This window comes from Pseudomonas sp. S2_H01, from assembly GCF_054668305.1.
Genome location: NZ_CP162756.1, coordinates 2181799 through 2208599 on the forward strand (window position 1 = coordinate 2181799; position 26801 = coordinate 2208599).

The 26801-nt window shown below is 60.3% G+C and carries 24 protein-coding genes; 9 read left to right on the forward strand and 15 right to left on the reverse strand.

Annotation, left to right across the window (positions count from 1 at the left end):
- Positions 1–454 precede the first annotated feature (454 nt).
- Positions 455–1957 carry an exopolyphosphatase gene (gene ppx, locus AB4N84_RS09600; protein WP_346828564.1) on the forward strand — a complete coding sequence of 501 codons (1503 nt, stop codon included), beginning with the start codon at positions 455–457 and terminating at the stop codon, positions 1955–1957.
- On the opposite strand, the gene ppk1 is transcribed toward ppx, so the two are convergent.
- Positions 1944–4166, reverse strand: coding sequence for a polyphosphate kinase 1 (gene ppk1, locus AB4N84_RS09605; RefSeq protein WP_074754562.1), 2223 nt, complete (start codon positions 4164–4166; stop codon positions 1944–1946). The two genes, ppx and ppk1, sit on opposite strands and share 14 nt — an antisense overlap.
- A 648-nt stretch (positions 4167–4814) precedes the next feature.
- Between ppk1 and AB4N84_RS09610 the strand changes: the two genes are divergently transcribed.
- The gene (locus tag AB4N84_RS09610; protein ID WP_244165867.1) at positions 4815–5435 is read left to right on the forward strand and encodes a DedA family protein; all 621 of its coding nucleotides are present in this window, start codon (positions 4815–4817) and stop codon (positions 5433–5435) included.
- Here the strand turns inward: AB4N84_RS09610 and AB4N84_RS09615 are convergent.
- The gene (locus tag AB4N84_RS09615) at positions 5413–6651 is read right to left on the reverse strand and encodes a sterol desaturase family protein (RefSeq protein ID WP_074754564.1); all 1239 of its coding nucleotides are present in this window, start codon (positions 6649–6651) and stop codon (positions 5413–5415) included. The genes AB4N84_RS09610 and AB4N84_RS09615 overlap by 23 nt on opposite strands.
- A gap of 189 nt (positions 6652–6840) precedes the next feature.
- Between AB4N84_RS09615 and elbB the strand changes: the two genes are divergently transcribed.
- Complete coding sequence (gene elbB / locus AB4N84_RS09620) at positions 6841–7521, forward strand: isoprenoid biosynthesis glyoxalase ElbB (RefSeq protein ID WP_460046132.1); 681 nt, start codon at positions 6841–6843, stop codon at positions 7519–7521.
- 6 nt (positions 7522–7527) lie between these two features.
- Here elbB and AB4N84_RS09625 read toward each other — a convergent pair whose 3' ends face one another.
- Positions 7528–7980 (reverse strand): YaiI/YqxD family protein, encoded by a 453-nt coding sequence (locus AB4N84_RS09625; protein WP_460046133.1) that lies wholly within the window; start codon positions 7978–7980, stop codon positions 7528–7530.
- A gap of 153 nt (positions 7981–8133) precedes the next feature.
- Positions 8134–10029: an FTR1 family protein gene (locus AB4N84_RS09630; RefSeq protein WP_460046134.1), complete on the reverse strand. Its 1896-nt coding sequence runs from the start codon at positions 10027–10029 to the stop codon at positions 8134–8136.
- 360 nt (positions 10030–10389) lie between these two features.
- Here AB4N84_RS09630 and AB4N84_RS09635 point away from each other — a divergent pair, with 360 nt between their 5' ends.
- From AB4N84_RS09635 to AB4N84_RS09650, 4 genes are read left to right on the forward strand one after another with little or no spacing between them, the layout of a single operon-like run.
- Positions 10390–11793 (forward strand): COG3014 family protein, encoded by a 1404-nt coding sequence (locus AB4N84_RS09635; protein ID WP_460046135.1) that lies wholly within the window; start codon positions 10390–10392, stop codon positions 11791–11793.
- A 13-nt stretch (positions 11794–11806) separates the two neighbouring features.
- A complete protein-coding gene (locus tag AB4N84_RS09640) occupies positions 11807–12178 on the forward strand; it encodes a YcfL family protein (protein WP_460046136.1) in 372 nt (123 codons plus the stop codon).
- A 36-nt stretch (positions 12179–12214) separates the two neighbouring features.
- A complete protein-coding gene (gene lpoB, locus AB4N84_RS09645) occupies positions 12215–12808 on the forward strand; it encodes a penicillin-binding protein activator LpoB (protein WP_460046137.1) in 594 nt (197 codons plus the stop codon).
- Positions 12809–12811: 3 nt separating this feature from the next.
- Positions 12812–13555 (forward strand): penicillin-binding protein activator LpoB, encoded by a 744-nt coding sequence (locus tag AB4N84_RS09650; RefSeq protein WP_460046138.1) that lies wholly within the window; start codon positions 12812–12814, stop codon positions 13553–13555.
- A 161-nt stretch (positions 13556–13716) separates the two neighbouring features.
- On the opposite strand, the gene AB4N84_RS09655 is transcribed toward AB4N84_RS09650, so the two are convergent.
- Positions 13717–14343 carry a LysE family transporter gene (locus AB4N84_RS09655; protein WP_074754580.1) on the reverse strand — a complete coding sequence of 209 codons (627 nt, stop codon included), beginning with the start codon at positions 14341–14343 and terminating at the stop codon, positions 13717–13719.
- Between the two features lie 177 nt (positions 14344–14520).
- Positions 14521–16446 carry an ATP-binding cassette domain-containing protein gene (locus tag AB4N84_RS09660; RefSeq protein WP_460046139.1) on the reverse strand — a complete coding sequence of 642 codons (1926 nt, stop codon included), beginning with the start codon at positions 16444–16446 and terminating at the stop codon, positions 14521–14523.
- Between the two features lie 46 nt (positions 16447–16492).
- Here AB4N84_RS09660 and AB4N84_RS09665 point away from each other — a divergent pair, with 46 nt between their 5' ends.
- On the forward strand, positions 16493–16960 hold the full coding sequence (locus AB4N84_RS09665; RefSeq protein WP_460046141.1) for a TIGR02444 family protein: 468 nt from the start codon (positions 16493–16495) through the stop codon (positions 16958–16960).
- Here AB4N84_RS09665 and AB4N84_RS09670 read toward each other — a convergent pair.
- Positions 16957–18060, reverse strand: a complete 1104-nt coding sequence (locus AB4N84_RS09670) for an AlgP family protein (protein WP_460046142.1) — start codon at positions 18058–18060, stop codon at positions 16957–16959. The genes AB4N84_RS09665 and AB4N84_RS09670 overlap by 4 nt on opposite strands.
- 181 nt (positions 18061–18241) lie before the next feature.
- Here AB4N84_RS09670 and AB4N84_RS09675 point away from each other — a divergent pair, with 181 nt between their 5' ends.
- Positions 18242–18919, forward strand: a complete 678-nt coding sequence (locus AB4N84_RS09675) for an FKBP-type peptidyl-prolyl cis-trans isomerase (protein WP_074754588.1) — start codon at positions 18242–18244, stop codon at positions 18917–18919.
- A 66-nt stretch (positions 18920–18985) separates the two neighbouring features.
- Here the strand turns inward: AB4N84_RS09675 and AB4N84_RS09680 are convergent, their stop codons facing one another.
- From AB4N84_RS09680 to AB4N84_RS09715, 8 genes are all read right to left on the reverse strand, one after another.
- A complete protein-coding gene (locus AB4N84_RS09680; protein WP_074754590.1) occupies positions 18986–19444 on the reverse strand; it encodes an Rsd/AlgQ family anti-sigma factor in 459 nt (152 codons plus the stop codon).
- Between the two features lie 183 nt (positions 19445–19627).
- Positions 19628–20155: a disulfide bond formation protein B gene (locus tag AB4N84_RS09685; RefSeq protein ID WP_460046143.1), complete on the reverse strand. Its 528-nt coding sequence runs from the start codon at positions 20153–20155 to the stop codon at positions 19628–19630.
- Positions 20156–20403: 248 nt separating this feature from the next.
- A complete protein-coding gene (locus AB4N84_RS09690; RefSeq protein ID WP_460046144.1) occupies positions 20404–21651 on the reverse strand; it encodes a heme biosynthesis HemY N-terminal domain-containing protein in 1248 nt (415 codons plus the stop codon).
- Entirely contained in the window at positions 21648–22790 is a 1143-nt protein-coding gene (locus AB4N84_RS09695) for a uroporphyrinogen-III C-methyltransferase (protein ID WP_460046145.1), read from the reverse strand. The genes AB4N84_RS09690 and AB4N84_RS09695 overlap by 4 nt, the downstream gene beginning before the upstream one ends.
- 51 nt (positions 22791–22841) lie before the next feature.
- Complete coding sequence (locus AB4N84_RS09700; RefSeq protein ID WP_460046146.1) at positions 22842–23615, reverse strand: uroporphyrinogen-III synthase; 774 nt, start codon at positions 23613–23615, stop codon at positions 22842–22844.
- Positions 23612–24553: a hydroxymethylbilane synthase gene (hemC, locus tag AB4N84_RS09705; RefSeq protein WP_460046147.1), complete on the reverse strand. Its 942-nt coding sequence runs from the start codon at positions 24551–24553 to the stop codon at positions 23612–23614. The genes AB4N84_RS09700 and hemC overlap by 4 nt, the downstream gene beginning before the upstream one ends.
- Positions 24554–24836: 283 nt before the next feature.
- Entirely contained in the window at positions 24837–25583 is a 747-nt protein-coding gene (locus AB4N84_RS09710) for a LytR/AlgR family response regulator transcription factor (RefSeq protein WP_074754601.1), read from the reverse strand.
- Positions 25580–26659, reverse strand: a complete 1080-nt coding sequence (locus tag AB4N84_RS09715) for a sensor histidine kinase (RefSeq protein WP_460046148.1) — start codon at positions 26657–26659, stop codon at positions 25580–25582. Before AB4N84_RS09715 ends, AB4N84_RS09710 begins: the two co-directional genes overlap by 4 nt.
- Positions 26660–26801 lie beyond the last annotated feature (142 nt).

Sequence of the window (26801 nt, forward strand, 5' to 3'; positions counted from 1 at the left end):
GGCGAATGCGGTGGGTCAGCGCCATCCACAGTAGCCGATACTCAGCATTCGCGGCCCTCGTAACCTCGGACGTCTCCCACAGCATCTGCGTCGTTCCGAAGACTGAAGAACGATGCGGACACTGTAGGAGCCGGCTTGCTGGCGAATGCGGTGGGTCAGCGCCTTCCACAGTAGCTGATACTCAGCATTCGCTGCCCTCGTAACCTCGGACGTCTCCTACAGGGATTGCGACGTTCCCGGAAGTTGAGGCAGCCATCAGAATGGTGAGCCGGCTTGCTGGCGAACTCGGTCGCAGGGCGACATCTGCGGTGGATGACAATCCGCGTTCGCCACCGTCGTAACCTCCTGCAGCTCCTACAGGTGATCTGTGCCAGGCATGGATATCAGTTTCCCCGTTTGGCGGCAGTGATGGATCGTGGCACGATGTCGGGGTTATCGACCGAGACCTTTCACCATGCCGCCATCCACCGCCAAAAATCTCTCGCTGATCGCCGCGATCGACTTGGGCTCCAACAGCTTCCATATGGTTGTTGCCAAAGCTAATCAGGGCGAAATCCGCATCCTTGAGCGGCTCGGCGAGAAAGTGCAGCTGGCCGCCGGAATCGACGACGAGCGCCAGCTCAGCGAAGAATCCATGCAGCGGGGGCTCGATTGCCTCAAGCGTTTTGCCCAACTGATCAACGGTATGCCCAGCGGCGCCGTACGAATCGTAGGCACCAACGCCCTGCGCGAAGCGCGCAACCGCAACGAATTCATTCACCGCGCCGAAGAGATCCTCGGCCATCCGGTTGAAGTGATTTCCGGTCGTGAAGAAGCGCGCCTGATCTATCTGGGTGTTTCCCATACGCTGGCGGACACACCGGGCAAGCGTCTGGTCGCCGACATTGGCGGCGGCAGTACCGAATTCATCATCGGCCAGCGTTTCGAGCCGCTGCTGCGTGAGAGCCTGCAGATGGGCTGCGTCAGCTTCACTCAGCGCTATTTCAAGGACGGCAAGATCACCCCGGCCCGCTACGCCCAGGCGTACACAGCAGCGCGGTTGGAGATCATGAGCATCGAGCACGCCCTGCATCGCTTGAAGTGGGATGAAGCCATCGGCTCGTCCGGTACGATCCGCGCCATCGGCCTGGCGTTGAAAGCAGGCGGCCACGGCAACGGTGAAGTCAACGCAGAAGGCCTTGCCTGGCTCAAGCGCAAACTGATGAAGCTCGGCGACGTCGACAAGATCGACTTCGAAGGCCTCAAACCCGACCGTCGCGCGATCTTCCCGGCTGGCCTTGCAATTCTCGAAGCCATCTTCGACGCCCTTGAACTGCAGCGGATGGACCACTGCGAAGGCGCGCTGCGTGAAGGCGTGCTGTATGACCTGCTCGGTCGCCATCACCACGAAGACGTACGTGAACGCACCCTGAGCTCGCTGATGGACCGTTATCACGTCGATCTGGAACAGGCTGCGCGCGTCGAGCGCAAAGCGCTGTCTGCGCTGGAGCAGGTGGCAAAGGCTTGGGATCTCGAGGACGACCTTTATCGCGAGCTGCTGAGCTGGGCGGCCAAGGTGCATGAAGTGGGTCTGGACATCGCCCACTATCACTACCACAAGCACGGAGCGTACCTGATCGAGCACTCCGATCTGGCCGGTTTCTCACGCGAAGACCAACAGATGCTCGCGCTGCTGGTGCGCGGTCATCGTCGTAACATTCCCAAGGACAAGTTCGCCGAGTTTGGCGATGAAGGCGTAAAGCTGATTCGTCTGTGCGTGCTGCTGCGCTTCGCGATCCTGTTTCACCACATTCGCGGCACCCAAGAGATGCCGCAGCCTGTGTTGACCGCCGACGGGAACAACCTCGACATCCTGTTCCCGGATGGCTGGCTGGAAAACAACCAGTTGACTCAGGCCGACTTCGGCCTGGAAGCCGAGTGGCTGACCCGAGTCGGCATCGTCCTCAGCGTACGCTGAGGACCGGGTTGCTCAGCTTTTCCAGAAGCGAGGCCTGCACATTGCGGGCGTTCTGGTTGCCGGTCGGCGTGCTGCGGATGTAGCGCCCGTCCGGCTGCAGCAGCCAGCTGTGGGTGTTGTCCGTCAGATACCCTTCCAATTCCTTCTTCACGCGCAGAATCAGCTTCTTGCCTTCCACCGGGAAGCAAGTCTCGACACGCTTGTCGAGGTTGCGCTCCATCCAGTCGGCACTGGACAGGAACATCTGCTCGTCGCCGCCATTGAGGAAGTAGAAGACGCGGGTGTGCTCCAGGAACCGTCCGATGATCGAACGCACCTGAATGTTGTGCGACACGCCCGGCACGCCTGGACGCAGGCAGCACATGCCGCGCACCACCAGGTCGATCTTCACGCCCGTCTGGCTGGCCTTGTACAACGCGCGGATGATCTTCGGATCGGTCAACGAGTTGAACTTGGCGATGATGTGCGCAGGCTTGCCCTCGGCCGCGAACTGGGTTTCGCGGGCAATCATGTCGAGCATGCCTTTCTTGAGGGTGAACGGCGCATGCAGCAGCTTCTTCATGCGCAGCGTCTTGCCCATGCCGATCAACTGACTGAACAGTTTGCCGACGTCTTCGCACAAGGCATCGTCGGACGTCAGCAGGCTGTAGTCGGTGTAAAGACGCGCGTTACCGGCGTGGTAGTTACCTGTACCCAGATGCGCATAACGAACGATCTCGCCCGCCTCGCGGCGCAGGATGAGCATCATCTTGGCGTGCGTCTTGAAGCCGACCACGCCGTAGATCACCACCGCGCCCGCCGCTTGCAGCCGGCTGGCGAGTTGAAGGTTGGACTCTTCATCGAACCGCGCACGCAGTTCGATGACGGCTGTCACTTCCTTGCCATTACGCGCGGCGTCTACCAACGCATCGACGATTTCCGAGTTCGCGCCGCTGCGATACAGCGTCTGACGCACGGCCAGCACGTGAGGGTCTTTCGCTGCCTGACGCAGCAAATCAACGACCGGGGTGAACGACTCGAAGGGATGCAGCAGCAGAATGTCCTGCTTGCTGATCACGTTGAAGATGTTTTCGCTGTTCTGCAGCAGCTTCGGAATGGCTGGCGTGAACGGCGCGTATTGCAACTCTGGATGACTGTCCAGACCGGTGATGCTGAACAGACGCGTCAGGTTCACCGGACCGTTGACCTGGTACAGCTCGGTCTCGCTCAGGTTGAACTGCTTGAGCAGGTAGTCAGATAGCTGTTTCGGGCAGGTGTCGGCCACCTCAAGGCGCACGGCATCACCGTAACGGCGCGAGAACAGTTCGCCACGCAGCGCGCGAGCCAGGTCTTCGACGTCTTCGGAGTCCAGCGCCAGGTCAGCGTTACGGGTCAGACGGAACTGGTAGCAGCCCTTGACCTTCATGCCCTGGAACAGGTCGTCAGCGTGGGCGTGAATCATCGACGACAGGAAGACATAGTTGTCGCCCGGCCCGCCCACGTCTTCCGGCACCTTGATGATGCGCGGCAACAGGCGCGGCGCAGGAATGATCGCCAAACCCGAGTCGCGGCCAAAGGCATCGACACCTTCGAGCTCGACGATGAAGTTCAGCGACTTGTTCACCAAGAGCGGGAACGGGTGCGTAGGGTCCAGGCCAATCGGGGTGATGATCGGGGCGATCTCATCGCGGAAATAGCGGCGGACCCACGTCTTCAGCTTGGTGGTCCAGTTACGACGACGGATGAAGCGCACCTGATGTTTTTCAAGCTCGGGCAACAGGATGTCGTTGAGAATGGCGTACTGGCGGTCAACGTGGCCGTGCACCAGCTCGCTGATGCGCGCCAGCGCCTGGTGCGGCTGAAGACCGTCGGCACCCGCTTGTTCACGGGCAAAGGTGATTTGCTTTTTAAGGCCCGCGACACGAATTTCGAAGAATTCATCCAGGTTGCTTGAAAAAATCAGCAGGAACTTGAGCCGCTCAAGCAGTGGATAGGACTCGTCCAGCGCCTGTTCCAGGACGCGAATGTTGAACTGCAGCTGCGACAACTCGCGATGGATGTAGAGACTGCTGTCATCCAGGTTGGGAATCACCAGGGCGGGCATGGCCGGCGGCGCGGGCTCCAGCGCTGGCACCACCTCGATGGTCGGCTCGACCATGGAGGTGATTTCCTGACTCAGGACCTGGGGTTCAATTTCAACGGCGGCTTCGGTAGTTCCTTCGGTGCTCATGAATAATCCTGTAAGGCAAACGCCCTTGTAGCAGTTGGGCCGCGCGAACGGCGAGTGAGGTCGACATGCCGTCTGCGCCACAACAGTGGTGACGTCCAGCGTTTAGAGCCAGTCACGCCCACGAGGGGGTTGTGGTGACGATGGCCCTGTCCCGGGCAAGAGAATGATCTGACAGACCCGAAGGGCGACGCTTGACGCGCGTTGACTCCCCACGCTACGCATTTCTCAGCGTCCTGCAAGCCCAAATAGCAGCGTCCGGTGATGACGCAAGTCTGCATCGGCGTGATTTCAGGCATTGAGGGCGACGTAAGAAAATGTGAAGCGGGTGCCGACAGCAGGTCGCTTCGGACCGCTGGGCCGGAAAGATCAGCACGACCAGACTGGAGAAATGGTCGAGATCGAGAAGTGAGGGCAACGCGCACGTAATGCTCCCAAGCCCATGCAAACGGGCAAGCGTGACATTTATAAGCCTGCATTATGACGCTTACGTGACAGTATCAATTTCGACAAATAGTGCAGGACGTAAACCCGCTTTCTAGACGACGAATCCGTATGACCTGTAAGAAAGTTTAACGCGGTGACACATTTGCACACTTTCCTGAATGTCTTTGGCGAGTTAGGCTGCGCGTTCATTTCGCCAGCACCCAAATGATGCTCCAGCATTTTTTACAAGAATTTGGCTACTTCGCCCTTTTCCTCGGCACCTTTTTCGAAGGCGAGACCATTCTGGTTCTTGCCGGATTTCTTGCGTTTCGTGGGTACATGGACATCAATTTGGTCGTGGTGGTTGCCTTCTTCGGCAGCTACGCCGGTGACCAGCTCTGGTATTTCATGGGGCGTAAGCACGGTCGCAAGCTTCTGGCCCGGAAACCGCGCTGGCAGATGCTTGGCGACCGCGCGCTGGAGCATATCCGCAAACACCCGGACATCTGGGTGCTGAGCTTCCGCTTCGTGTATGGCCTGCGCACGGTCATGCCGGTGGCGATTGGCTTGTCGGGCTATCCACCAGGCCGCTATCTGTTACTCAACGGTATTGGGGCGGCAGTCTGGGCGGCAGCGCTGGGCGTAGCAGCCTACAAGTTTGGCGCCGTGCTGGAAGGCCTGTTGGGCAACGTCAAGAAATACGAGCTCTGGGTGCTCGGTGCTCTGCTGGTGATCGGCGGTCTGTTGTGGATACGCCGTCGCATCAAGAACGCGCGTATTGCCCGTGAAGCCAAGCTGGCCGCCATACCGGCCACGGTCGACGTCAAGAACCGGCCAGACGAGTGAAACGCCCCCGGGCGCAATACACTGCGATTGCGCTCAACGCGGTGTAAGTCAGCAAGACGGCCCATCCCGTTGAAGTGACCGGCCACAGACCCACCACGGGCGCCAACGCCATCAGTGGCAGGTTCGCCGCCAGCCTCAACCCCTCAAGCTTCAGCGCCGCGGGCCTGTTCTCCAGCGCCGCGCCAAACACGAACAATCCCAATGCCACCCATGCCCAACCGACGATCAGTGCCGGCCACGGCAGCACGTCGCCATTGGACAGCAGATAGCTGCCAAGCAAGGTGTACAACCCGAATTGACTGCCGACGTACAGCTGCTGCGCCAGGCTCAACGGCACGTCGAATTTGCGGAACTGACTCAAATCCGGCTTGCTCAGAGGGTATCGAGCTGCCACATCGGCGGGCCGCCATCCGGTGGGCATGAACCAGATCTTCAGCTTGTCCCGCCACGACGTCGTGCGCCGGGCATCCGCCGCCAGTTGGGCGTAGAACTGAACGTTCGCCCACAGCGGGTTCCAGCTTCTTAACGGCGTCGTCACACCGAAGATCGGCGGTTCTTCGTCCAGCTCCTCCTGAAATGTTCCGAAGAGCCGGTCCCAAACAATGAACACCCCGCCGTAGTTGCGATCCATGTAGATAAGGTTCTGTGCATGGTGTGCACGATGATTGGACGGCGTGACGAAGATCCATTCAAACCCTCCGAGCTTCGGAATGTGCCGGGTGTGAACCCAGAACTGATACAGCAGATTGAGCGAAGCCACCGCGACGAACACCACCAACGGCACCCCGATGACCGCCAGCGGTAGGTAGAAAATCCAGCTCAGAAGAAACCCGGTGCTGGTCTGACGTAGCGCGGTCGACAGGTTGTAGTCCTCGCTCTGGTGATGCACAGAATGCGCCGCCCAGAGGATGTTTCGCTCATGGCCCATGCGGTGCAGCCAGTAATAGCAGAGGTCGTAGAGAATGAAGGCGAACACCCAGACCCAGACGCTTTCGGCGGACAGCCGCCAGAGTGCCAGATGATCCAGCGCGAAGGCATAGGTCACCAGCCCCACGCCCTTGGTCAACAAACCTGTGGTGGTCGACAACACACCGGTGCTGAGGCTGTTGATCGCGTCCGCGACCCGGTAGTTGTTGACCTTGCGCCAGCGATCGGCGAGGAGTTCGACCGCGATCAGCACAAAGAAAAACGGCACTGCGTACAGAATGAAATTCATCAACGCCACCCAGCGACGAAACCTCGAAGATTAGGCGCGGCCACGGGAAAACCCTATGGCAACGAATGACAAATTAGTAGACATTTGACGACATCGTTGGCCCGGCGAGCGACTTGCCGGATGCCATGGAAAACGACAGCACCGGCGACCCAGGAGCGTACTGGGTCGCCCACGAAAGGGAGCACCTGCATGAGCAAGAAAGTGGCCGTCATTCTTTCAGGTTGCGGCGTCCAGGACGGCGCGGAAATCCATGAGAGCGTGCTTACCCTGCTGCGCCTGAACCAGCGTGGCGCCGAGGTGAAATGCTTTGCGCCCAACATTGCACAACACCACGTCATCAATCACCTGACCGGCGAAGAGATGCCCGAAACACGCAACGTGCTGGTGGAATCGGCACGCATCGCCCGTGGCGCCATCGAAGACATCCGCGAAGCCGACATCACCGAATTCGACGCACTGATTATTCCTGGCGGCTTCGGCGCCGCGAAGAACCTCTCGAATTTCGCCGCAGAAGGCTCCAGTTGCAAGGTTCAGGCGGAGGTTCTCGCCATGGCTGAAGCGTTTGCCGAAGCGGGCAAACCCATTGGCCTGATCTGCGTGTCACCAGCGCTTGCCGCGAAGATCTACGGCCCCGGCGTCACCTGCACCATCGGCAATGACCCCGACACCGCCGCCAAGATCATCAAAATGGGCGGTAACCATGAAGAATGCGACGTCGCCGACATTGTTGAAGACAAGGACCGCAAACTGGTCAGCACACCGGGGTACATGGTCGCCAACTCCATAAGCGAAGCAGCGGCGGGCATCAATAAGCTCGTGGATCGGGTACTGGAGTTGGTGATGGAAAACGAGGAACAGCCCTCGACCTGACAGACGTTAGCCTCTGGCCAATCGCGTCAAAATGCGGTCCAGCGAATTGGCGAACGCCTGCTTTTCACGATCGCCATAGGTGCCCTGCCCGCCTCCCGCCTGCCCTTGTTCGCGCAGGTCGGTGAACAGGTTGCGCACCGCCAGCCGCTCGCCCATGTTCTGGGCATCGAACTCCCTGCCTCGCGGGTCCAGCGCGGCGACACCCTTTTTCACCAGACGGTCCGCCAGCGGCACGTCGCTGCAAATCACCAGTTCGCCCAGGACCGCGTGCTCGACCAGATAATCATCGGCCGCATCCGGCCCGCTGGGCACCACGATCAGCTTGACCAGCGCGTACGTAGGCCGGGGTACGGCTTGACCCGCCACCAGCACGACCTCGAACTGACGCTTGAGGGCGAACTTGACCACCTGATCCCTGGCCGCTTTCGGACAGGCATCGGCGTCGATCCAGACACGCATATTCGTCACTCCACAACTAGCTTGTGTAGGAGCGCGCTTGGTCTGGGCCGCATCGTACGATTGCAGTGTGTCAGACAACCCGGCGGGGTCTGATTCGACGCAATCGTCCGAATGCGGCCCAGACCAAGCGCGCTCCTACAGGGTAAGTGGCCTTCACGCGGTTTCGGTCCGACGCTTCTCCGCCCATCGGCTTCTGCCATACAGCACCGCAATCGCGACCAGCGCCACAGCCTGCGCCGCCAATGAGTAGGCATCGGCATGGATGCCCAGCCAATCGAACTCGAAGAACGGCACCGGACGGGTTCCGAAAATCCCGGCCTCTTGCAGCGCCTTGACGCCATGACCGGCGAACACCACCGACAAGGCACACAACAGCGCCGCATTGATGCCGAAGAACAGCGCCAGCGGCAATTTAGCCGAGCCACGCAGAATCACCCACGCCAGCCCGATCAGCAGCACCAGGGCTGTCGCACCGCCTGCCAGTACAACGTTATGCCCGGCGGGACCTGCCTGTAACCACAAGGTCTCGTAGAACAGGATCACCTCGAACAGCTCGCGGTAGACCGAGAAAAACGCCAGCACCGCGAAGCCAAACCGTCCGCCACCGCCAACCAGGCTGCTTTTGATGTAATCCTGCCAAGCGGCGGCATGACGCCGGTCATGCATCCACACGCCGAGCCACAGCACCATGACGCTGGCGAACAACGCAGTCGCACCCTCCAGCAACTCGCGCTGGGAACCACTGACATCAATCACGTACGCGGCCAACGCCCAGGTGCCCAGACCTGCCAGCAACGCCAGGCCCCAACCCACGTTGACGCTGCGCACCGCCGATTGCTGCCCGGTATTGCGCAGGAACGCCAGGATCGCCGCCAGCACCAGAATCGCTTCCAGGCCTTCTCGCAGCAGGATCAACAGGCCGGAAATAAAGCTCAACGAAGTGCTCAGGCCGTCATTGCCCAAAAGACTCGCCGACGCCTTGAGTTTGACCTTCGCCGCCTCAAGCTTTTGCGCAGCCTGAGCGACGGGCAAGCCGTCCTGCAACGATTGCCGATAAGCCATCAATGCCTTCTCGGTGTCCTTGCGCACGTTGGCGTCGACGTTATCCAGCGAGCTTTCCACCAGCTCGAAGCCTTCCAGATACGCCGCGACGGACAAGTCATACGCCTGCTCACGGTCACCGGACTGATAAGCCGCCAGGCTCTTGTCCAGGGTCATGCTGGTGTAATCGAGCAACTGCGCTGGACCACGCTGAACCTGCGGCGGCTGAGCACGTTGAGCGCGAAACGTCGCGGCGGCTTGCGGGCCTTCAGCGGCATTGATTTCCGCGGGCGTTTGCCGCGCCAGATCGGCGAGATTGAATGTCTGCCCCTGAACGGCAGCGGCATCGGCACTGAAGCTGGCGATGTAGGTGGCCACGTCCCAACGCTGGCGATCATCGAGCTGATCGGCAAACGAAGGCATGTCCGTGCCTTCGATGCCCAGGCCGAGGGTGTTGTAGATGTCGTAGAGACTTAGCCGGTCCAGCCGCGTCGCATCACGCAGATTGGCCGGAGGCGGTGTCAGGCCGATCCCGGCAGGGCCGTCGCCCGCCCCCGCATCGCCATGACAGACCGAGCAATGCTGCGCGTACAGCGGCGCACCACGTGCTGCGTCCGGCGTGATCACCGGCGCCTGACTCACCTCATAGGCGACGGCCAGCCTGGCGCCCAGTTGCCGGGCCTGACGCGCAACCTGCGCACCGTCCTGCTTTTGGTCGACCGCGCTTTGCAACGCCTTGACGCCCTGCTCCAGCGCTGCACGCTCTGCCCGTGCCGGCAGCGCGACGATCAGCCCTTCCAGCGCGCCGAGAAACTCGACCTGCTCCCTGTACTCGGCGTCATCGACGACCCTCCCGTCGGAGACGGTGGGCGGATAGTCCGCACTGACGTAGTCCAGCAGGTGCAATGCCTGAGCGGCACCGTCCACAGTGTCTGCCCAGGCGTGGGTGCCGAGCAGGCTGAGCAAGGTCAGAACCAGCCGGGCCATGAAGCGAGGGGGGGAAAGCATGAGTACATCTCAGATTCAAATGCGAAGGGTTGTCATTGTTCATGTACAACGCTGCGCACTCAAGCCTCGTCTCGCTGAAAGGCGGTTTTATCGTCGTTTATCTCACCCATGAGGCGCTGCTGTTGACGAGGCACCGCCGCCCCGCAAAAGTCGACAGCTCGCGTCAGACGCTTCTGAAACTGCCGTGAGATATCAAAAAGCCATTGTTTTGAGCGCCATGCTCTCTATAATCCCGCCGCTATCTGGCAAGCACCCCACCCTTGCTGATCGCATCACGCCGAGGCGCCGTGCCTCGCACACACGGAATCGCATCGTCAGGCACCTATAAAGCCAGCCTGGCCCATTCAAGGATTGATCTCGATGTCTTCTCGCGCATTGACTGCACTCGCGCTGATCGCGACTGTGCAACTGGCCGGTTGTGCGGCTTTCCGCAATTACGATACCGAACTGCAGCAGACCAACCAGCAGCTGAGCACCGGCAACGTGGACGCGGCGCTGTTGATCCTGGAAAAGAACAACACCGGCGACGACAAAGACCTGCTCTATTACTTCGAGAAAGGTGAACTGCTGCGCTCCGGGGGCGACATCACCGGCAGCCAGACCGCCTGGCGCCACGCCGACCAGACCGTCCTGGCCTGGGAAGACTCTGTAAAGCTCGACAGCGGCAAATACCTGGCCCAGTTTGGAAGCTTCCTGGTCAACGACAAGGTGCGTCGCTACGAAGGCTATGACTACGAGAAGGTCATGCTGACCACGCAGATGGCGCTGAACCTGCTGGCGCAGAACGACTTCGACGGCGCCCGCACCGAGATCAAGAAAACCCACGAGCGCGAAGCCGTCATTGCCGAGCTGCGCGACAAGCAGTACCTCAAGAGTGAGGACGAGGCCAGGAGCCAGGGCGTGACGACTCAGTACAAGGACCTGAGGGGTTACCCCGTCGAAACCCTGGACGCCCCCGAAGTGGTGGGCCTGAAGAACAGCTATCAGAGCGCGTTCAGCCACTACCTGTCCGGCTTCGTTTATGAAGCATTGGGCGAAAAAGACCTCGCGGCTCCAGGCTACCGTCAGGCTGCCGAACTGCGCCCGAACACACCGTTTCTGGATCAGGCACTGCTGAACCTGGATGCTGCCGGCAGCAAGAACACCGGGACCGAAGGCAGTGAGGTGCTGATCGTCGTGCAGACCGGCTTCGCGCCGGCCCGTGACTCGGTTCGCATCCCGCTGCCGTTGCCGATCAACAACAATCTGGTGATCACGCCGCTGTCGTTCCCGGTCATCAAGGCCGACACATCCACACCGTTTTTCAATCAAATCGGCGTCGATGGGCAACCGGTCAATCTGACCGCTCTTAACAGCACCACCGCAATGTCCCGTCGCGCACTGCGTGATGACATGCCCGGCATCATCGTGCGCACCACAGTACGCGCGATCACCCGTGGCGTGACACAGAAGAAACTCAACGAAACGAACCCGCTGGCGGGCCTGGCCGTCGGCATTGCGTCGGCGGTCACCGAAGGCGCAGACACCCGCACCTGGCGCACGCTGCCGGACAACACACTCGTCGCCCGTATGCGTCTCAAGCCAGGCGAGCATCAGGTCGTTCTGCCGTCGTCGGTCGGCGGCACGCATGTGCAGCTCAAGATCGACCGCCCGTACCAGGTGATCACGCTGCGCGCCATTGGCAATCAGGTGTACACCAGCGGCCTCGCGGCTCACGTGATGCCTTCGGGCCTGCCCCAGGCCGTGGCCATCAACACACCCTGAACGGAGACAGTTCATGCGTCACATGATTTTTGGCCTGAGTGCACTGGTGTTGCTGGCCGGCTGTGCCACACCACCTCCTCCAGCACCCGGCAGTGCCGCCAGCAAGGTGGTGGCCATGGGTGATCTGAAAAACATTGATATCGGGCCAATGCGTGTCGCCCGCGAAAACGGCTTCATGACCGTCAACGTGTCGCTGCACAATACCAGCAGTTACAACAAGACCCTGTATTACCGCTTCGCCTGGCTTGGCAGCGACGGGTTCCCTGTCGCCGAGCCCGAAACCTGGAAAAGCCTGACGCTGTATGGCTCGCAGAGCAGTTTCCTGCCTGCCATCGCACCGGTGCCCAAGGCCTCTGACTTCCGCCTCGAAGTCAAAACCCCCTAATCACCCAAGATTTGCTCAGCCAACGAGACCCCATACATGCTGTCCACCTTTCGTCTTTCGCTTATCACTGCCGTCGCCCTGCTGATCACCGGCTGCGCCAACACCTCGCCCACGCTGGGCGGCAAGAACATCCGTTACGGCCACACCAAGGCCGTCGAAACCGTGACCAACGAGTTCGGTTCTACCGACTTGCAGATGATCGCCGAAAGCATGACCCGCTCGCTCGCGCAGTCCGGCACGCTGCAAGGCCGCCCGGTGGTTCAGGTCTACGACGTGAAGAACAAGACCAGCGAATACATCGACACGCGCGAAATCACCACCTCGATCAAGACCCAGCTGATGAAGTCCGGCACGGCCCGTTTCGCCAGCGATAACACCGACATGCAGAGCCAGGTCGACCAGCTCAAGCTGCAAAATCAGAGCGGCCTGTACAAGCCATCCACCGTCAGCAAGACTGGCAACATGGTCGCCGCCAAATACCGCCTTGAGGGCTCGATCAGTTCGATCGTCAAGCGCAGCAGCGACTATAAGGACGTCTTCTACAAGTTCAGCCTGCAGCTGATCGACGTGGAAAGCGGCATCGCCGAATGGATGGATGAAAAAGAAATCCGCAAGACCACGGAGCGCTAAGTAATGCGTGCATGGATCGGCATTCTTGGCCTGCTCACTGCTTTCGGCGTCCAGGCCTCCCCCAAAGTCGCGGTAACGGACATGGCGTTCGAACAGCGAGTCGAGCAGTACATCCACACGGTCTCTGCGCAGAGCAGCTTTCAGGCCAATGCCTACAGCGCCAGCGGATCGGCCAGTTACAACGAATACGAAGCGCGCACGAGTTACATCGAGCAGAGCGAGCTGCGTCAATTCAGCGGCGACATCAAGGGCGAGATTCTCAAGTCCGGGATGTTTCAACTGGTGCAAGGCACGCCTTACACGGCCAACGCCAAAGAAGACGTGTACGACGTCATCAAGCGAATCAAGAACGGCAACTTCAAGGGGGCCGATTACGTGCTGTTCGGCACCGTGTCAGATATCGACTTCCGCCAGGACGTCAACGAGATCGCCAACACCAACAGTCACTCCGCCGTATTGGGCCTGACGCTGGTAGGGGATTTCAGTTTGATCAATACGCGGACCTACGAAATCACCTCAGCCTTCACCGCCATGGGCGAAGGTCAGGACACCAGGCTGGTCAACGGCAACGATGTCCGCGTCTCGCCTAACCGTGGCCGCGTGGTGCGTGAAGTGTCGAAATCGATCGGGATGGACGTCGCGCGTCAGTTAAGGGAGCAGTTGCGCGGTGAGGTCGAGTATTCGCAGGAGCAGCCCGCGCCACGCAACAGCCTGCCACGTGACGAGGCGCCGAAGATTTTGCGTTGAACCTCGAAGCATGAAGCATGAAGCATGAAGCATGAAGCATGAAGGACCACTGTGGGAGCGAATTCATTCGCGAAGCTATTGATCAGCCGACACACATGCGTCGGATCTAATGGCCTCTCGCGAATGAATTCGCTCCCACGGGCTTCTGCGCCACGCCTTAATCACGCGCGATGCAAGGTCGCCAGAAATGCCGCTGCACTGACGAACAGCCCCGCAAACGTGCGGTTCATGCGCCGTTGCTGCTTCGGCGTCTTGAGCAAACGCAGCACCTTGGACGCCAGTCCGGTATAACCCGCCATCACGATCAGATCGACGCTCACCATGGTGACGGCAATGGTCAGGTACTGCGGCACTAAAGGCAGATGGGTATCGATGAACTGCGGCAGGATCGCCAGCATGAACACCAGCGCCTTGGGGTTGCTGATGTTCACCAGAAAACCCCGCGCGACCAACGCCAGTGGTTTGCCGATCGGACGAATGCTCGAGTCGTCGGACAGGTCGCTCGGCAAAGCCCGCCATTGCTTCACCCCCAGATACACCAGGTAGGCAACGCCGAACCATTTGATCAGCGTGAACGCCAGCGCCGAGGTAGCGAGCACGGCACCCAGGCCGGCAGCGATGATCGCGATCTGAACAATCAGCGCCAATTGCAGCCCAAGCGCGTTCCAGTAACCGCGCCAGAACCCGTACTGCAGACCACTGGACATCGAGGCGATGGCACCTGCGCCCGGAGAAAGACTGATGACCCAGCAAGCGGCGAAAAACGCCAGCCACGTTTCGAGCGACATCACACACCTCAAGCAAAAGCGAAAACTCGCTCTAACCTAGTGTTTCCGCCACTCAAAGACCAATGATTTCTAACTGTTGTGGCGAGTTGGCAGATAGCTGTGCGGGTCCATGGCGAACGCTGGCTGTCCCGCACAGCACTGCAGGCGCGCCTGTTACCAGGCAACGCCGACCTCAGATCAGGAAAGCGCTTCCAGCTCGGCCTGCATCGACTCCAGCAGTTCGAGCGCTTCCATCCAGGCCTCTTCAAGCTCCGATTCGCGAGTTTTCAGCTTGGCCTGATCCGCCAGCAAGTCACGAAGCTTGTCCTTGTTGGCCGCCTCATAAATCGCGCTGTCGCCCAAGGCTGCTTCGATTTTCGCCAGTTTCTCGTGCAAGGTGCCGAGTTCTTTCTCCAGCTTCTCGGCTTCGCGCTTGTGCGGCGCCAACTGCTGGCGCAACGCAGCGGCCTGCTGACGCTGGGCTTTCTTGTCGGTCTTGTCAGCATTCACCGGCGCGTTGCTGACCGGCGCGTTGCTGACCGGCGCGTTGCGAAGGCGGTAATCCACCAGCCAGCGCGCGTAGTCATCAAGGTCGCCATCGAACTCCTGCACGACGCCATCGGCGACCAACATGAAGTTGTCGGTGGTGCTCTTGAGCAGATGACGATCGTGGGAAACCACCAACACCGCACCGCTGAACTCTTGCAGCGCCATGGTCAACGCAAGACGCATTTCCAGGTCCAGGTGGTTGGTCGGTTCGTCGAGCAGCAACAGGTTTGGCCTTTCCCATGCGATCAACGCCAGCGCCAGACGGGCTTTCTCGCCGCCCGAGAAATTCAGCACCGGTTCGTCCAGTCGCGCGCCGCGGAAGTCGAAGCCGCCGAGGAAGTCGCGCAGGGTTTGCTCGCGCTCTGTCGGAGCGATCCGCTGCAAATGCAGTAACGGACTGGCCTTGGCATCGAGCGAATCCAACTGGTGCTGAGCGAAGTAACCGACGACGGTGTTTTCGCCACGCACCATGCGGCCGCTCAACGGCTCGAGTTCGCCCGCCAGGTTTTTGATCAGCGTGGACTTACCGGCACCGTTCGGGCCGAGCAAACCGATCCGCGCACCGGGCGTGAGCTGAAGCTTGACCTTCTGCAGGATCGTCTTGTCGCCGTAGCCCAGGCTGGCTTCGGACAGATCCAGCAACGGGCTGGAGATCTTGCTGGATTCGCGGAAGGTGAAATCGAACGGCGAGTCGACATGGGCCGCCGACAGTTCTTCCATTCGCTCAAGGGCCTTGATCCGGCTTTGGGCCTGCTTGGCCTTGGTGGCTTGGGCCTTGAAGCGCGTGATGAATTTCTCCATGTGCGCGCGCTGCGCCTGCTGCTTCTCGTACGCCTGCTGTTGCTGGGCGAGACGTTCGGCACGCGCACGCTCGAAGGCGCTGTACCCGCCGCGATAAAGCGTGATTTTTTTCTGCTCGACGTGGGCGACGTGATCGACCACCGCGTCGAGGAAATCCCGGTCGTGGGAGATCAGCAGCAACGTGCCCGGGTAGCTCTTCAGATGGTCTTCAAGCCAGAGAATGGCGTCGAGGTCCAAGTGGTTGGTCGGTTCGTCGAGCAACAACAGGTCCGATGGGCACATCAGGGCCTGCGCCAGGTTCAGGCGCATGCGCCAGCCGCCGGAGAAGTCGCCGACTTGTCGGTCCATCTGCTCATTGGTGAAGCCCAGACCCGCCAATAGCTTGCGTGCACGAGCATCAGCCGTGTAGCCATCGGCGCCGTCGAGCTCCGAGTGCAGACGCGCCTGAGCGGCACCGTCGTGAGCGGCTTCGGCAGCGGCCAGATCACGCTGCACCTGGCGCAGACGCAGGTCGCCATCGAGGACGTAAGCCACGGCCAGGCGATCGAGCGTGTCGACCTCCTGACGCATGTGCGCGATACGCCAGTCGGCCGGCAGCGAGCAATCGCCGTTGTCAGGGGACAGTTCACCCCGCAGCAACGCGAACAGGCTGGATTTGCCGGCGCCATTCGCGCCGATGAGGCCGGCTTTCTGGCCGGCGTGCAGGGTCAGCTCGGCGTCTTCTAGCAGACGTTGCGGACCACGCTGTAAGGTAAGGCTTTGAAGTCTGATCATAATGGCGGCGGAGTCTACCAGCTTCGCCCAAAACAGGTAGATGACGATGCCTTCGGACCTATGGAGTTTCACGCTGGATTTTTATGCACGTCCAGGCGTTGAGCAGGCGTGTCTCACGCTGCAAGCCCACGGCGGCAACGTGTGTGCGCTGTTGTGCGGGGCCTGGCTGGATCAGCTGGGCGTTCCTTTCAACCCGCAACGGGCGCAGGAAATCGGACAATTGGCGACCCCGTGGCACGACCAGGTGGTCGGCCCGCTAAGAGCGCTGCGCACGCAATGGAAAGCCGCAACGGCCACTGACGTCGAACTCGGGGCATTGCGTGAACGGCTGAAGGGGCTGGAACTGGATGCAGAACGTGAGCTGCTGGTGAGGTTGCAACGTTTGACTCAGGACTGGACCGAGCAAGCGGCCCTGACGCCTGGCGCCTGGCTGGAAGCACTCGCAGGCGATGCCGCCAACAAAGCCCCCGACGCGCTGCACGTCGTGCGGCGCGCCGGGGAAGACCTTGCTTAGGAAGCGCTGTTCGACGTCGAGCCGGTCACTGGAGCGGCGGCTGGCGTAGCAGGCGCGGCTGGAGCGGTTGGCGTGGCGGTCGACGTCGAGGCTGCCGGAGCAGGCGTCGCTGGCTTGGCAGCGGTAGCAGCTGCTGGAGTGGCCGGCTTGGCGGCGGGTTTTGCGGCAGGCTTGGCGGCCGCTGGCTTAGCGGCTGGCTTGGCAGCGGCAGGTTTAGCAGCGGGCTTGGCAGTCGCAGGTTTCGCTGCAGCGGTTGCTTTGGCAACCGGTTTGGCGGCAGCAGGTTTAGCCGGGGCCTTGGCAGCAGCAGGTTTGGCCGCTGCGCTTGCCGCGGGTTTGGCCGCGGGTGCTTTAGCGGCTGGTTTTGCGGCAGGCTTGGCAACTGCAGGTTTTGCAGCGGCAGTTTTCGCAGGGGCCTTGGCAGCAACCGGTGCTTTCGCGGCCGGTTTGGCGGCAGGTTTGCTCGCGGCTTTGGCAGCAGGTTTGGCGGCTGCGGTCTTGGTAGCAGGTTTGGCGGCAGGCTTGGCAGCTACGGCTTTAACCGGCGCTTTGGCTGCGGGTTTGGCAGCAGGTTTTGCCGCTGCGGTTTTAGCAGGCGCTTTAGCAGCTGGCTTGGCAGCGGCTTTGACAGGTGCTTTCGCAGGGGCCTTGGCAGCAGCAGTTTTGGCAGCAGGTTTTGCCGTCGCCTTGGCTTTGGCAGCGCGATCGCTCAGCGCTTTGCCCACGGCTTCTTTCACACGACCCACGCCTTGCGCCAGCTTCAGACTTTCCTGAGCATCGCGCTTGAGGTTGAGAATGTAGGTGCGGGTTTCGGTCTGACGATCTTTCAGCGCATCGAGCAGTGCTTCGAGTTCGCCCACGCTGCCTTTGGCTTTGGCTTGTGCCTTGGCTTTACCGGCAGTGGCGGCGTCCTGGAGCTTGGTGCGGGACTTGTGCAGTTTTTCTTGGGCTTTACCGCGTTGTTTTTCAAGCTTGGCGAGCAGCTTTTCCGCATCGGCCAGCGCTTGAGAGCAGGCATCTTCAAGATGTTCGAGCAAGCTGCTCGAGAGTTGTTGGAGCAAATGCAACGGAGTGTTTACTGGCTTCTTGGTGGCCGACATGACTTACCTCCTGGCTGATTTGAATGCGGCTCATACTAGACCTCTGCCCGCACCGCCGCTAGGCCATCTTGACACTACAAATTACGGTCTGTTGCAACTTGGGTAAAATCCCCTCACATCATCATCACATTAAGCACTCGGCGCTGGCATAATCGCTCACTTCCCAGGCCGGAGAGCATTCATGTCGCGCTACTTGTTAATGTCGTTGTTCCTCTTGGTACCCCTTGCTCACGCGGCCGACGCTCCACCTTCCGACAACGCTCATGACCTGTCTTACAGCCTGGGGGCAAGCCTGGGTGAGCGCTTGCGCCAAGAGGCTCCGGACCTGCAACTGCCGGCGTTGATTGAAGGTTTGCAGCAGGCCTACCAAAACAAGCCCCTGGCAATAAAGCAGGAGCGCATGGAGCAGATCCTCAGTGATCATGACGCCGCCCTGGCCCAGGCCGAAAACTCCGGCCAGTCCGAACCCCAGACCGAAGCCGCGCTGAAGGAAGAGCGCCGCTTCATGGATGCTGAAAAAGCCAAACCCGGCGTGCGCCAACTCGCCGACGGCATCCTGATGACCGAACTGACGCCAGGCACCGGCCCCAAACCAGACATCAACGGTCGCGTTCAGGTGAAATACGTCGGACGTCTGCCTGACGGCACGATCTTCGATCAGAGCCAGCAGCCTCAGTGGTTTCGTCTGGACAGTGTGATCGCGGGCTGGACCACCGCGCTGGTCGACATGCCGGTCGGTGCGAAATGGAGGCTGGTCATTCCATCGGCCCAGGCCTATGGCGCTGAAGGCGCTGGCGATCTGATCGACCCGTACACGCCACTGGTGTTCGAAATCGAGCTGCTCTCCGTATCGCAATAACGAAGGCCGTTTCACAGCCAATAAAAAAGGGTGCCCAAGGCACCCTTTTTTGCATCACCCGACAGGTCAGGCCTGAACCGCATCCTGTGCCTTGTGCGCGTTGTGCAGCACTTCGATCAGGCAGTCTTCGAGTTCGAAGCGCTCGTGTAGCAATCCGCCCAGCTCCTTGAACTTCTCGGCGACGCATTTGCCTTCATCACAGAGATCGTTGAACGCCAACAGCTTTTCGGTGATGACATCGATACGTGGGTAGATCGTGTCGGCGAGTTCAAGACCACGCTGGTCATTGAAGGCCTTCGCCTCGCCGGTGAGCTGTTCGTAGATTTCGAAATGACCTGCCGACACGTAGTCGACCAAGGTGCCGCAGAATTCCTGCAACTGCTTGCGCGTTTCAGACAAAGCGTCCGGCTCCGCACCCAGATCATCGTAAGCCTTGATCAGCTCGTTGCGCTCCAGCAGCCAACGATCGATCAGCTTGTGAACCCCACCCCAGCGTTCCTGAGCGTTCTGACAACTTTCCAGCATGATGTTCTCTCTTCCCTTCAGGGGTATGCTGCCTTGAATCGCTTCACGATCCGGCCCGATGCTTATGAAAGCCGGCTCTGAAAAACGTCGACAGCAGCATTATTCCGATGATGCGTGCGGCCCAGATTATGCCCGCGCGACCAGGCCTTCAAGGTACGCAGGAGATAAAGTTCATACAAGTGTTTAATCCGCCGCGCCGCTTTCCATTGATCGGGATCGACGGAATTCGATGAGCAGGTAGTACAACGCGAACAGGCTCAGACCAAAAAACGCCAGCAGACTCCACTCCGGGATGCTGATACCGAAAAGTGACCAGGTGATTTCGGAGCAGTCAGCGTGGCCAGCCAGAATCTCACCAATGACGGTCAGGAAGGGCATGGTGTCGAGCATGGTTTGCAGGTTGCCCAGACACGAGGCGATGTCTTCAGGGGGCGAGGCCTGTAACCACACCTGTCGAGCCGCTGTTGCCACGCCAGCCAGCGACACCAGCACCAGCGCGGCGGAATAAAGACGCCAGCCTCTGCGCTGTGGAGAGTGCGTTGCAGCCACCAGGGAGATGGCCGCAAAAAGTCCGAAAAGAACGCGTTGCACCAGGCATAACGGGCACGGCGCAAAGACGACCACGCGCTCTAGATAGATGGCAGCTCCCACAATCGATACGCAGGCGAAAAACGCCAGAAAGAACAAGGAGCGCGTGCGGGCCAGATGCATGGAAAATCCGTAACAAAAGACGAAGGCGGTACGGTAGAGGAAAGCGAGACTCGCTTTCAAGGTAACCGGGGGAGGATATTTCTTAGTTTGTGTAGGGATTTACCGACCACAGCCATAGGAAAATATACCGATAATCGCAGGACAGAGATAAAAGCCCTGAGAGTGCGGGAAGGATCCCACAGGTATTGGAGAACACGTTAACAAAAAGGCCCTTTCAAGGGCCTTTTGTGTCTCGCGAATGTTGCACGTCATGCACGCGCTAACGCCGGAAGCGGGCGAGCCAATAAACGCTCGTCGAGCAAGCCCAATCCTTCCTGAAAAAGCTGGTTGCTGCGCTCGGTTTCACCCAATTGCCCCAGCAAACGAGCCAGCTCGGCGCACGCTTCCGGGTTGCGCTGCAAACGCAGACTCGCTTCCAGATAATCACGGGCCTTGCCCCACAAACTGCTCTGCAGGCAAAGGCGACCGAGCGTCAACAGCAGGCCGGGATCGTCAGGATGATTTTTCAACCAGCCTTCTGCGGTCTGCAGCTGTTTACCGGAATCGCTGCCGCGCACCAGACCGTACAGCCGTGCCAGATGCGCGTTGTAATCACGCTTCATGGCCGTACGCAGAACCTCCTCCGCTTGAACATCGGCGCCATGCCGACGCAGCTGCTCGGCATACGCCAGGATCAACGCCGGTTCCTGGCGCTGCGCCGATGTCAGTTGCTGCCAGGCCTTTTCAAGCGCAGGCAAACCGGCCGGGGCACCCTCGCCTTCCACGCCGCGATAGGCCGCAAGCGACAGGTTTTCTCCCCACGCACGCTTTTCGAGTTCCGCCAGCTCTTGGGCGGGCAGGACCTTGTCCTTGCGCAACTCGGGCATCAGGCGAATCAGTTCGGACCATTCGCCACGCTGACGATAGAGGCGCTGCAACTGACGCAGCACCTGCGGGTTGTGCGGATGACGCTCCTGCATGGCCTGCAAAGTCGTCAACGCACCCTCGCTGTCGCCACGGTCGAGTTGCAACTGCGCGTGGTTCAGCGCGATGGCCAACTCTGCATGCGGCTGTCGCTCGAGCGCACGCTCCAGCAAGTTATCGCTTTCTTCGTAACGACCTTGCTCATTGGCGGCACGCGCGGCGCCGAGGTAATACAGCAGCGGCTGAGGCTCCGCTTCGGCGGCGCGGTGCAGATGACGTTGAGCGCTCGCCCAGCGGCCTTCGGCAAGGTCCATCTGGCCCTGTTCGATGGCCACTTGAACGCGACGACTGCGGTTGCGACGCGACCACGGATTCACCACACCGCCAGAAGTAGTCAGCAGCCTCACCAGTGCGCGAACGAGCCAAACCACCAAGACGACCGCGACCAAGAGCCCCAGCGCAGCCCAGATACTGGACTCGTAACGGAAGCTGTCATAGGCGATCAGCACATAACCGGCATGCCGGGAGATGGCGAGGCCCACCAGCGCCGCGATGACGATCACGAAAAAGACAATGACATAGGCGCGTTTCATGGCTGACTCCCCGACGGCGCCCCGTCAGCCTGCTTGTCCAACGCGCCGCCCACCGGCTTGTGCCGTTGCTCAAGGTAAGCCTGCACCGCGCTCAGACTCGGAGTCAGGTCCGGCGTCACCACCGACACCGGCATCTTCGCCAGTTCATCCAGACGCTCGCCCAGCATCTTGCTCTGCGGATTGTCCTGGTTGAAGTTGGCATCCAGCACGCTTCGCGCCTCGGTCATTGCCTTGGCATAGACCTCGGACTCGCCGTTGAGCGCAGCCCACTGCGCCTGTTCAAGCGCCAGGCTTAATGCCAGACGGACCTGAGTCAGGCTCTGTCCGGCCAACAATGGACGAATGTTCTTGTCGGCATGGAAATCGATACGGATGTATTGGGATATCTTTTGCCACCAGGTCGCCCAGTAGCTGTCCTCGGTGCCGTCAGTCAGCCCAAACAGGGATTCACCCTTGTCCTTGTATTCCGGCGCCAGCGCATTCAACTGGGTGGCCTGATCGCGCAGGGCCGCCAGTTGCAGGAACAGCCCCGTGCGGTCGGGCTGATCAACACTCTGCAGCGCCGCCAGACTCTTGGCCAGTTGCTCGCGTGCGCCAAATGCGCCCGGATCGTCCTGCTCACGGAGGATCTCGTCGGCGCCCTGAACCAGCGCCTGCGCGCTGTTAATGTCTTGCAGCGCGGATAATCGCAGACTCGCCAGACGCAACAGATGCTCGGCCTCGGCAAGACGCCAGTCTTTACGGCTGGCACCCAAAACGGTTTCCACGCGCTGACTCAAACGCTGCTGATCGCCTTGCAGTTGAGTGACCAGCCGACGGCGATCTTCCAGCTCCTGAGCGGGGGGCAGTTGCGCCAGCCGAGCCGCCAGTTGCTGCTCACTCTGCTGCAGGCTCCGAGTCTGCGAAGCGACGTCCTCAAGCTGACCGGATTGTTGCTGATGGCCTGACTGGATCGCCCTCAACTGCCACACGCTCCAGCCGCCGACCGCTACGCCAGCGGCGCCCAGCAGCAGTGCCAGGATGGCCAGACCATTACCGCCACGACGGCTCGGAGGTTCTTTTTGCGCTGGATCCGGCAAGGGCTCAGGTTTCACCAGTACCGGTTCAACGTCATCTTTTGGCAAGACTGTTTCGCTCACGTATCCATCCTTTGCATTTGGGCGTAATCGCGTAATCCGACCCGTCGATTATTACGCCTGGGAGGCAGGTTCGGGGTGTTCCCGCAACGCTGCCAGCAAGGCCGAAGCGCTGGCGCCACGGCAGTCCACTACGGTCAGAGCCCCGGCATTGCGCGCCAATTCAGCGACCCGGGGGCTCGGTACGAATAAAGGCAGCCGCGCAAGATCAGGCCAGGCATTGCCTGCCAATTCGCGCAGATGTTGAAAACCCTGTCCACTGCTGACCACCAGCCCGTTCAAGCGTTCCGCCTCGACTCGCTGCGGCAGGGCGAAAGCGGGATAAATCGGCAGATGACGGCGGTACAACGGCAGATAATCGACAGTAACACCCCGCTCGCGCAAGCGCTCAGCCAACAATTCGCGGCCGTCTTCGCCGCGCATGATCAGCACTTTGGGGTCGTGACCGGAAATGGCGTTCTGAAGCTGCGCAAGATCGAGCAACGCTTCGCTGTCGTCGCCCTGCTCGGGGAAAAACACGCGCAGACCATAGTCGTCCAGAATCTGCGCGGTGGCCGCCCCGACGGTAAACCAGTCCTGAATCGGCGGTTGCGGCCAGACCTCGTCGACCATTTCCAGCCCCAACCGTGCGGCGGGCTTGCTGACGACAATCACGGCGCAGTAAGCCGCGAGGTTGTAAATGATCGACCGGTTTTCTTCCGAGACGGGCAGCGGCTCGATCTCCAGCAGCGGCAAACTGGCGCTGAACACACCTTCATTTGCCAGCACCTGCCCGAGCGCTTGCGACTCTTCAGCCGGGCGCGTCAGCAGCAAACGCCAACCCGTCACTCCTCGCCCGCCTCGCCGTACACCGCCTTGAGAATCTTCGCTGCGCCCTGTTCGAGCAGCGCCTCGGCAACCTGAACGCCCAACGCTTGGGCATCGGCCTGCGGCGCGCGGGCCTCGGCACGAAGCAACAGACTGCCCGCCGGATCGCCCACCAGGCCACGCAACCACAGCTCATCGTTTTCCAACACGGCATAACAGGCAATCGGCACCTGGCAGCCACCGTTAAGGTGCTTGTTCAGCGCGCGCTCCGCGGTCACACGCATGGCGGTGTCCGCGTGATGAAGCGGAGTCAGCAGCGCATGCAGGTCGGTGTCGACACTGCGGCACTCGATGCCGACAGCGCCTTGGCCACCTGCGGGCAAGCTGTGTTCAATGCTGATGGCGGACGTGATGCGGTCCTCGAAACCCAAGCGGATCAGGCCCGCAGCCGCCAGGATGATCGCGTCGTATTCGCCCGCGTCCAGCTTGGCCAGACGCGTGTTGACGTTGCCGCGCAGAAAGTTGATTTTCAGATCCGGCCGACGCGCCAGCAGTTGAGTCTGACGACGCAGGCTCGAGGTGCCGACGACGCTACCGGCAGGCAGTTCGTCCAGGCTGGCGAATGTGTTGGAGACGAACGCATCGCGCGGGTCTTCGCGCTCGCAGATGCAGAACAGCCCGAGGCCCTGCGGGAAATCCATCGGCACGTCTTTCATCGAGTGCACGGCGATGTCCGCTTCGTTTTCCAGCAGCGCGGTTTCCAGCTCTTTGACGAACAAGCCCTTGCCACCGATTTTCGAGAGCGGCGAGTCCAGCAGCTTGTCGCCACGACTGACCATCGGAACCAAGGTCACGAGCAGGCCTGGATGAGCGTCTTGCAGGCGAGCCTTGACGTACTCGGCCTGCCAGAGGGCCAGTGCACTTTTGCGCGTAGCGATGCGGATTTCGCGAGAGGACATGGATCAATCCGTACTGAGTGAATGCGGCGGATAATAACAGCTCGGCCCAATCGGGCCGAAGGCTGTATTCAATCTGCGCGCATCATGGCCTCAATCGACCCACGGACACCATGCGACGGCGTGTCGCCTACAGGCTCGTCGTCGTGCTGACAAAACCTGTGGGAGCGAGTTTATTCGCGAGAAATAGTGCAGGCGACGGAGATGCTTTGGCTGTACCGCCGCATCGCGAATGAATTCGCTCCCACAGTTCATCCGTACAGCGGAGACACTCGCGCGCCTCGCTCTATAGCTGCTGCATCATCTTGCGCACACCGGCCACATGCCTGCGGCTGACGATCAGCGCATCGCCATTGAGCCCTTTGAGGAACAACTGGAAATGCCCCAACGGCGTACGCTGCAAGCGCTCGATGCGGTCACGGGCCACCAACGCATTTCGGTGAATACGCACAAAGCGATCACCGAACTCGTCTTCCAGCGCCTTGAGCGGCTCGTCGAGCAGCACTTCGCCGTCCTCGTGGCGCAGGGTCACGTATTTGTGGTCGGCGATGAAATAGATCACATGATCCAGCGGAATCAACTCGATACCTTTACGAGTTCGCGCGCTGATATGACTACGTGGACCATTGCCACTTTCGGCGGCGGGCCGCGTCATGGCCGCCAACTGCACGCGGTTGGGCCGTTCGGCTTTGCGCAAGGCTTCGAGCAGATTCTCCGGACGTACCGGTTTCACCAGATAACCCACGGCGCTGACTTGAAAAGCCTCCAGGGCAAACTCATCGTGAGCGGTGCAGAACACCACGGCAGGTGGCGTATCGCGTTCGCATAATTTGGCTGCAACCTGCAGCCCATCAAGACCCGGCATGCGGATATCGAGTAACACCACATCGGGTTTCAGGCTATCGATCAGCGTCAAGGCTTCTTCGCCATTGGTGGCGCTGGGTTCAAGGACCCGATAACCCTCAAGATCACCGACCAGACGGCTCAGGCGATCGCGGGCTAGGGGTTCGTCATCAACGATCAGGACATTCATATTGCTCTGGCTTCCTGCGTGAGTCTCGCACAAGGATAGCGTAGACAGGTGAAGTGACGACCGTCACGGCGCTCCACGCTCAGACTCGCGAGAGGGCCAAAAAGTGCCGTAATGCGGGCGCCGATATTTGCCAAGGCCTGCTGAGTGCCGCTTGAAGCCTGCCGATGGGCGACTTCTTCATAGGGATTACTGACACGCAATATGAATACTCCCCGTTCATAGTCCGCCTCGACCCTGACCACCCCGCCTTCGACGCGGGGCGCGATCCCATAGATCAACGCGTTCTCAAGTAATGGCTGCAAGGTTAGCTGGGGAATCGGCAAGTCGTCGGGAATTGCACTGACGTCCCAGTCCAACTGTAGACGCTCGCCAAGTCGATATTGCTCAATCGATAGATAACGTTTGGCCAACGCCAGCTCATCACGCCACGTTGTCAGACTGCCGGGCTTGCCCAGACTGGCGCGAAACAGGTCCGACAGGTCCAGCACCGCCTGCTCGGCCTTGCCCGGGTCGCTGGTGACCAGGCTCGCAATACTGTTGAGCGTGTTGAACAGAAAGTGTGGCCGAATCCTGGCCTGCAAGGATTCGATTCTGGCTCGCAGCTCTGCCTGCTGTTGTTTGCGCCACTGACTCTGCAGATAAAAGTAGCGCAACATCAGCGCCGACATGATCAGAGCAATCATCGAATAGCGCAGATAACGTTCGACATCGCCATCGGATGTAGTGCCCACCAGTTGGCAATAATCCGTGACCGCCGTGCACACCAACGTCACGGCCACCACCAGCAAACAGCCCAGGATGCCTGCCAGACCTGCATTCAGGCGTGCCAACCAGGGACGCAAGCCGCACAGCAGCGCGGCCGACAGCAACACGATCCACTGCACGAACAGCGAGATCAGCGCGAGCCTGACCCAGTCGAACCCAGGGTGCATGGGCTCGACGAGCACCAGCACCAACACCAGCAGCTCCGCGAGCACGACGAGCACCAGCAGCGCCTGCGGCAGGCACAGTTCCGGAAGGAAGAACTCTTTGCCGGGCGAAACGCTCTGGCCCGGATTATTGCGCTCGTTTTGCATAGGTCCAGTCTCTGCGCTCGTACCCCGTCCGGCAAGCTGTCGGGAATAAAAAACCGGCAATACTGTTATCATCGCCCGCGCCTTTTAAAATGGGCCGCGCCACGTCTTCACCCAAACCGTCATCAGTACAGTAATCAGCAGA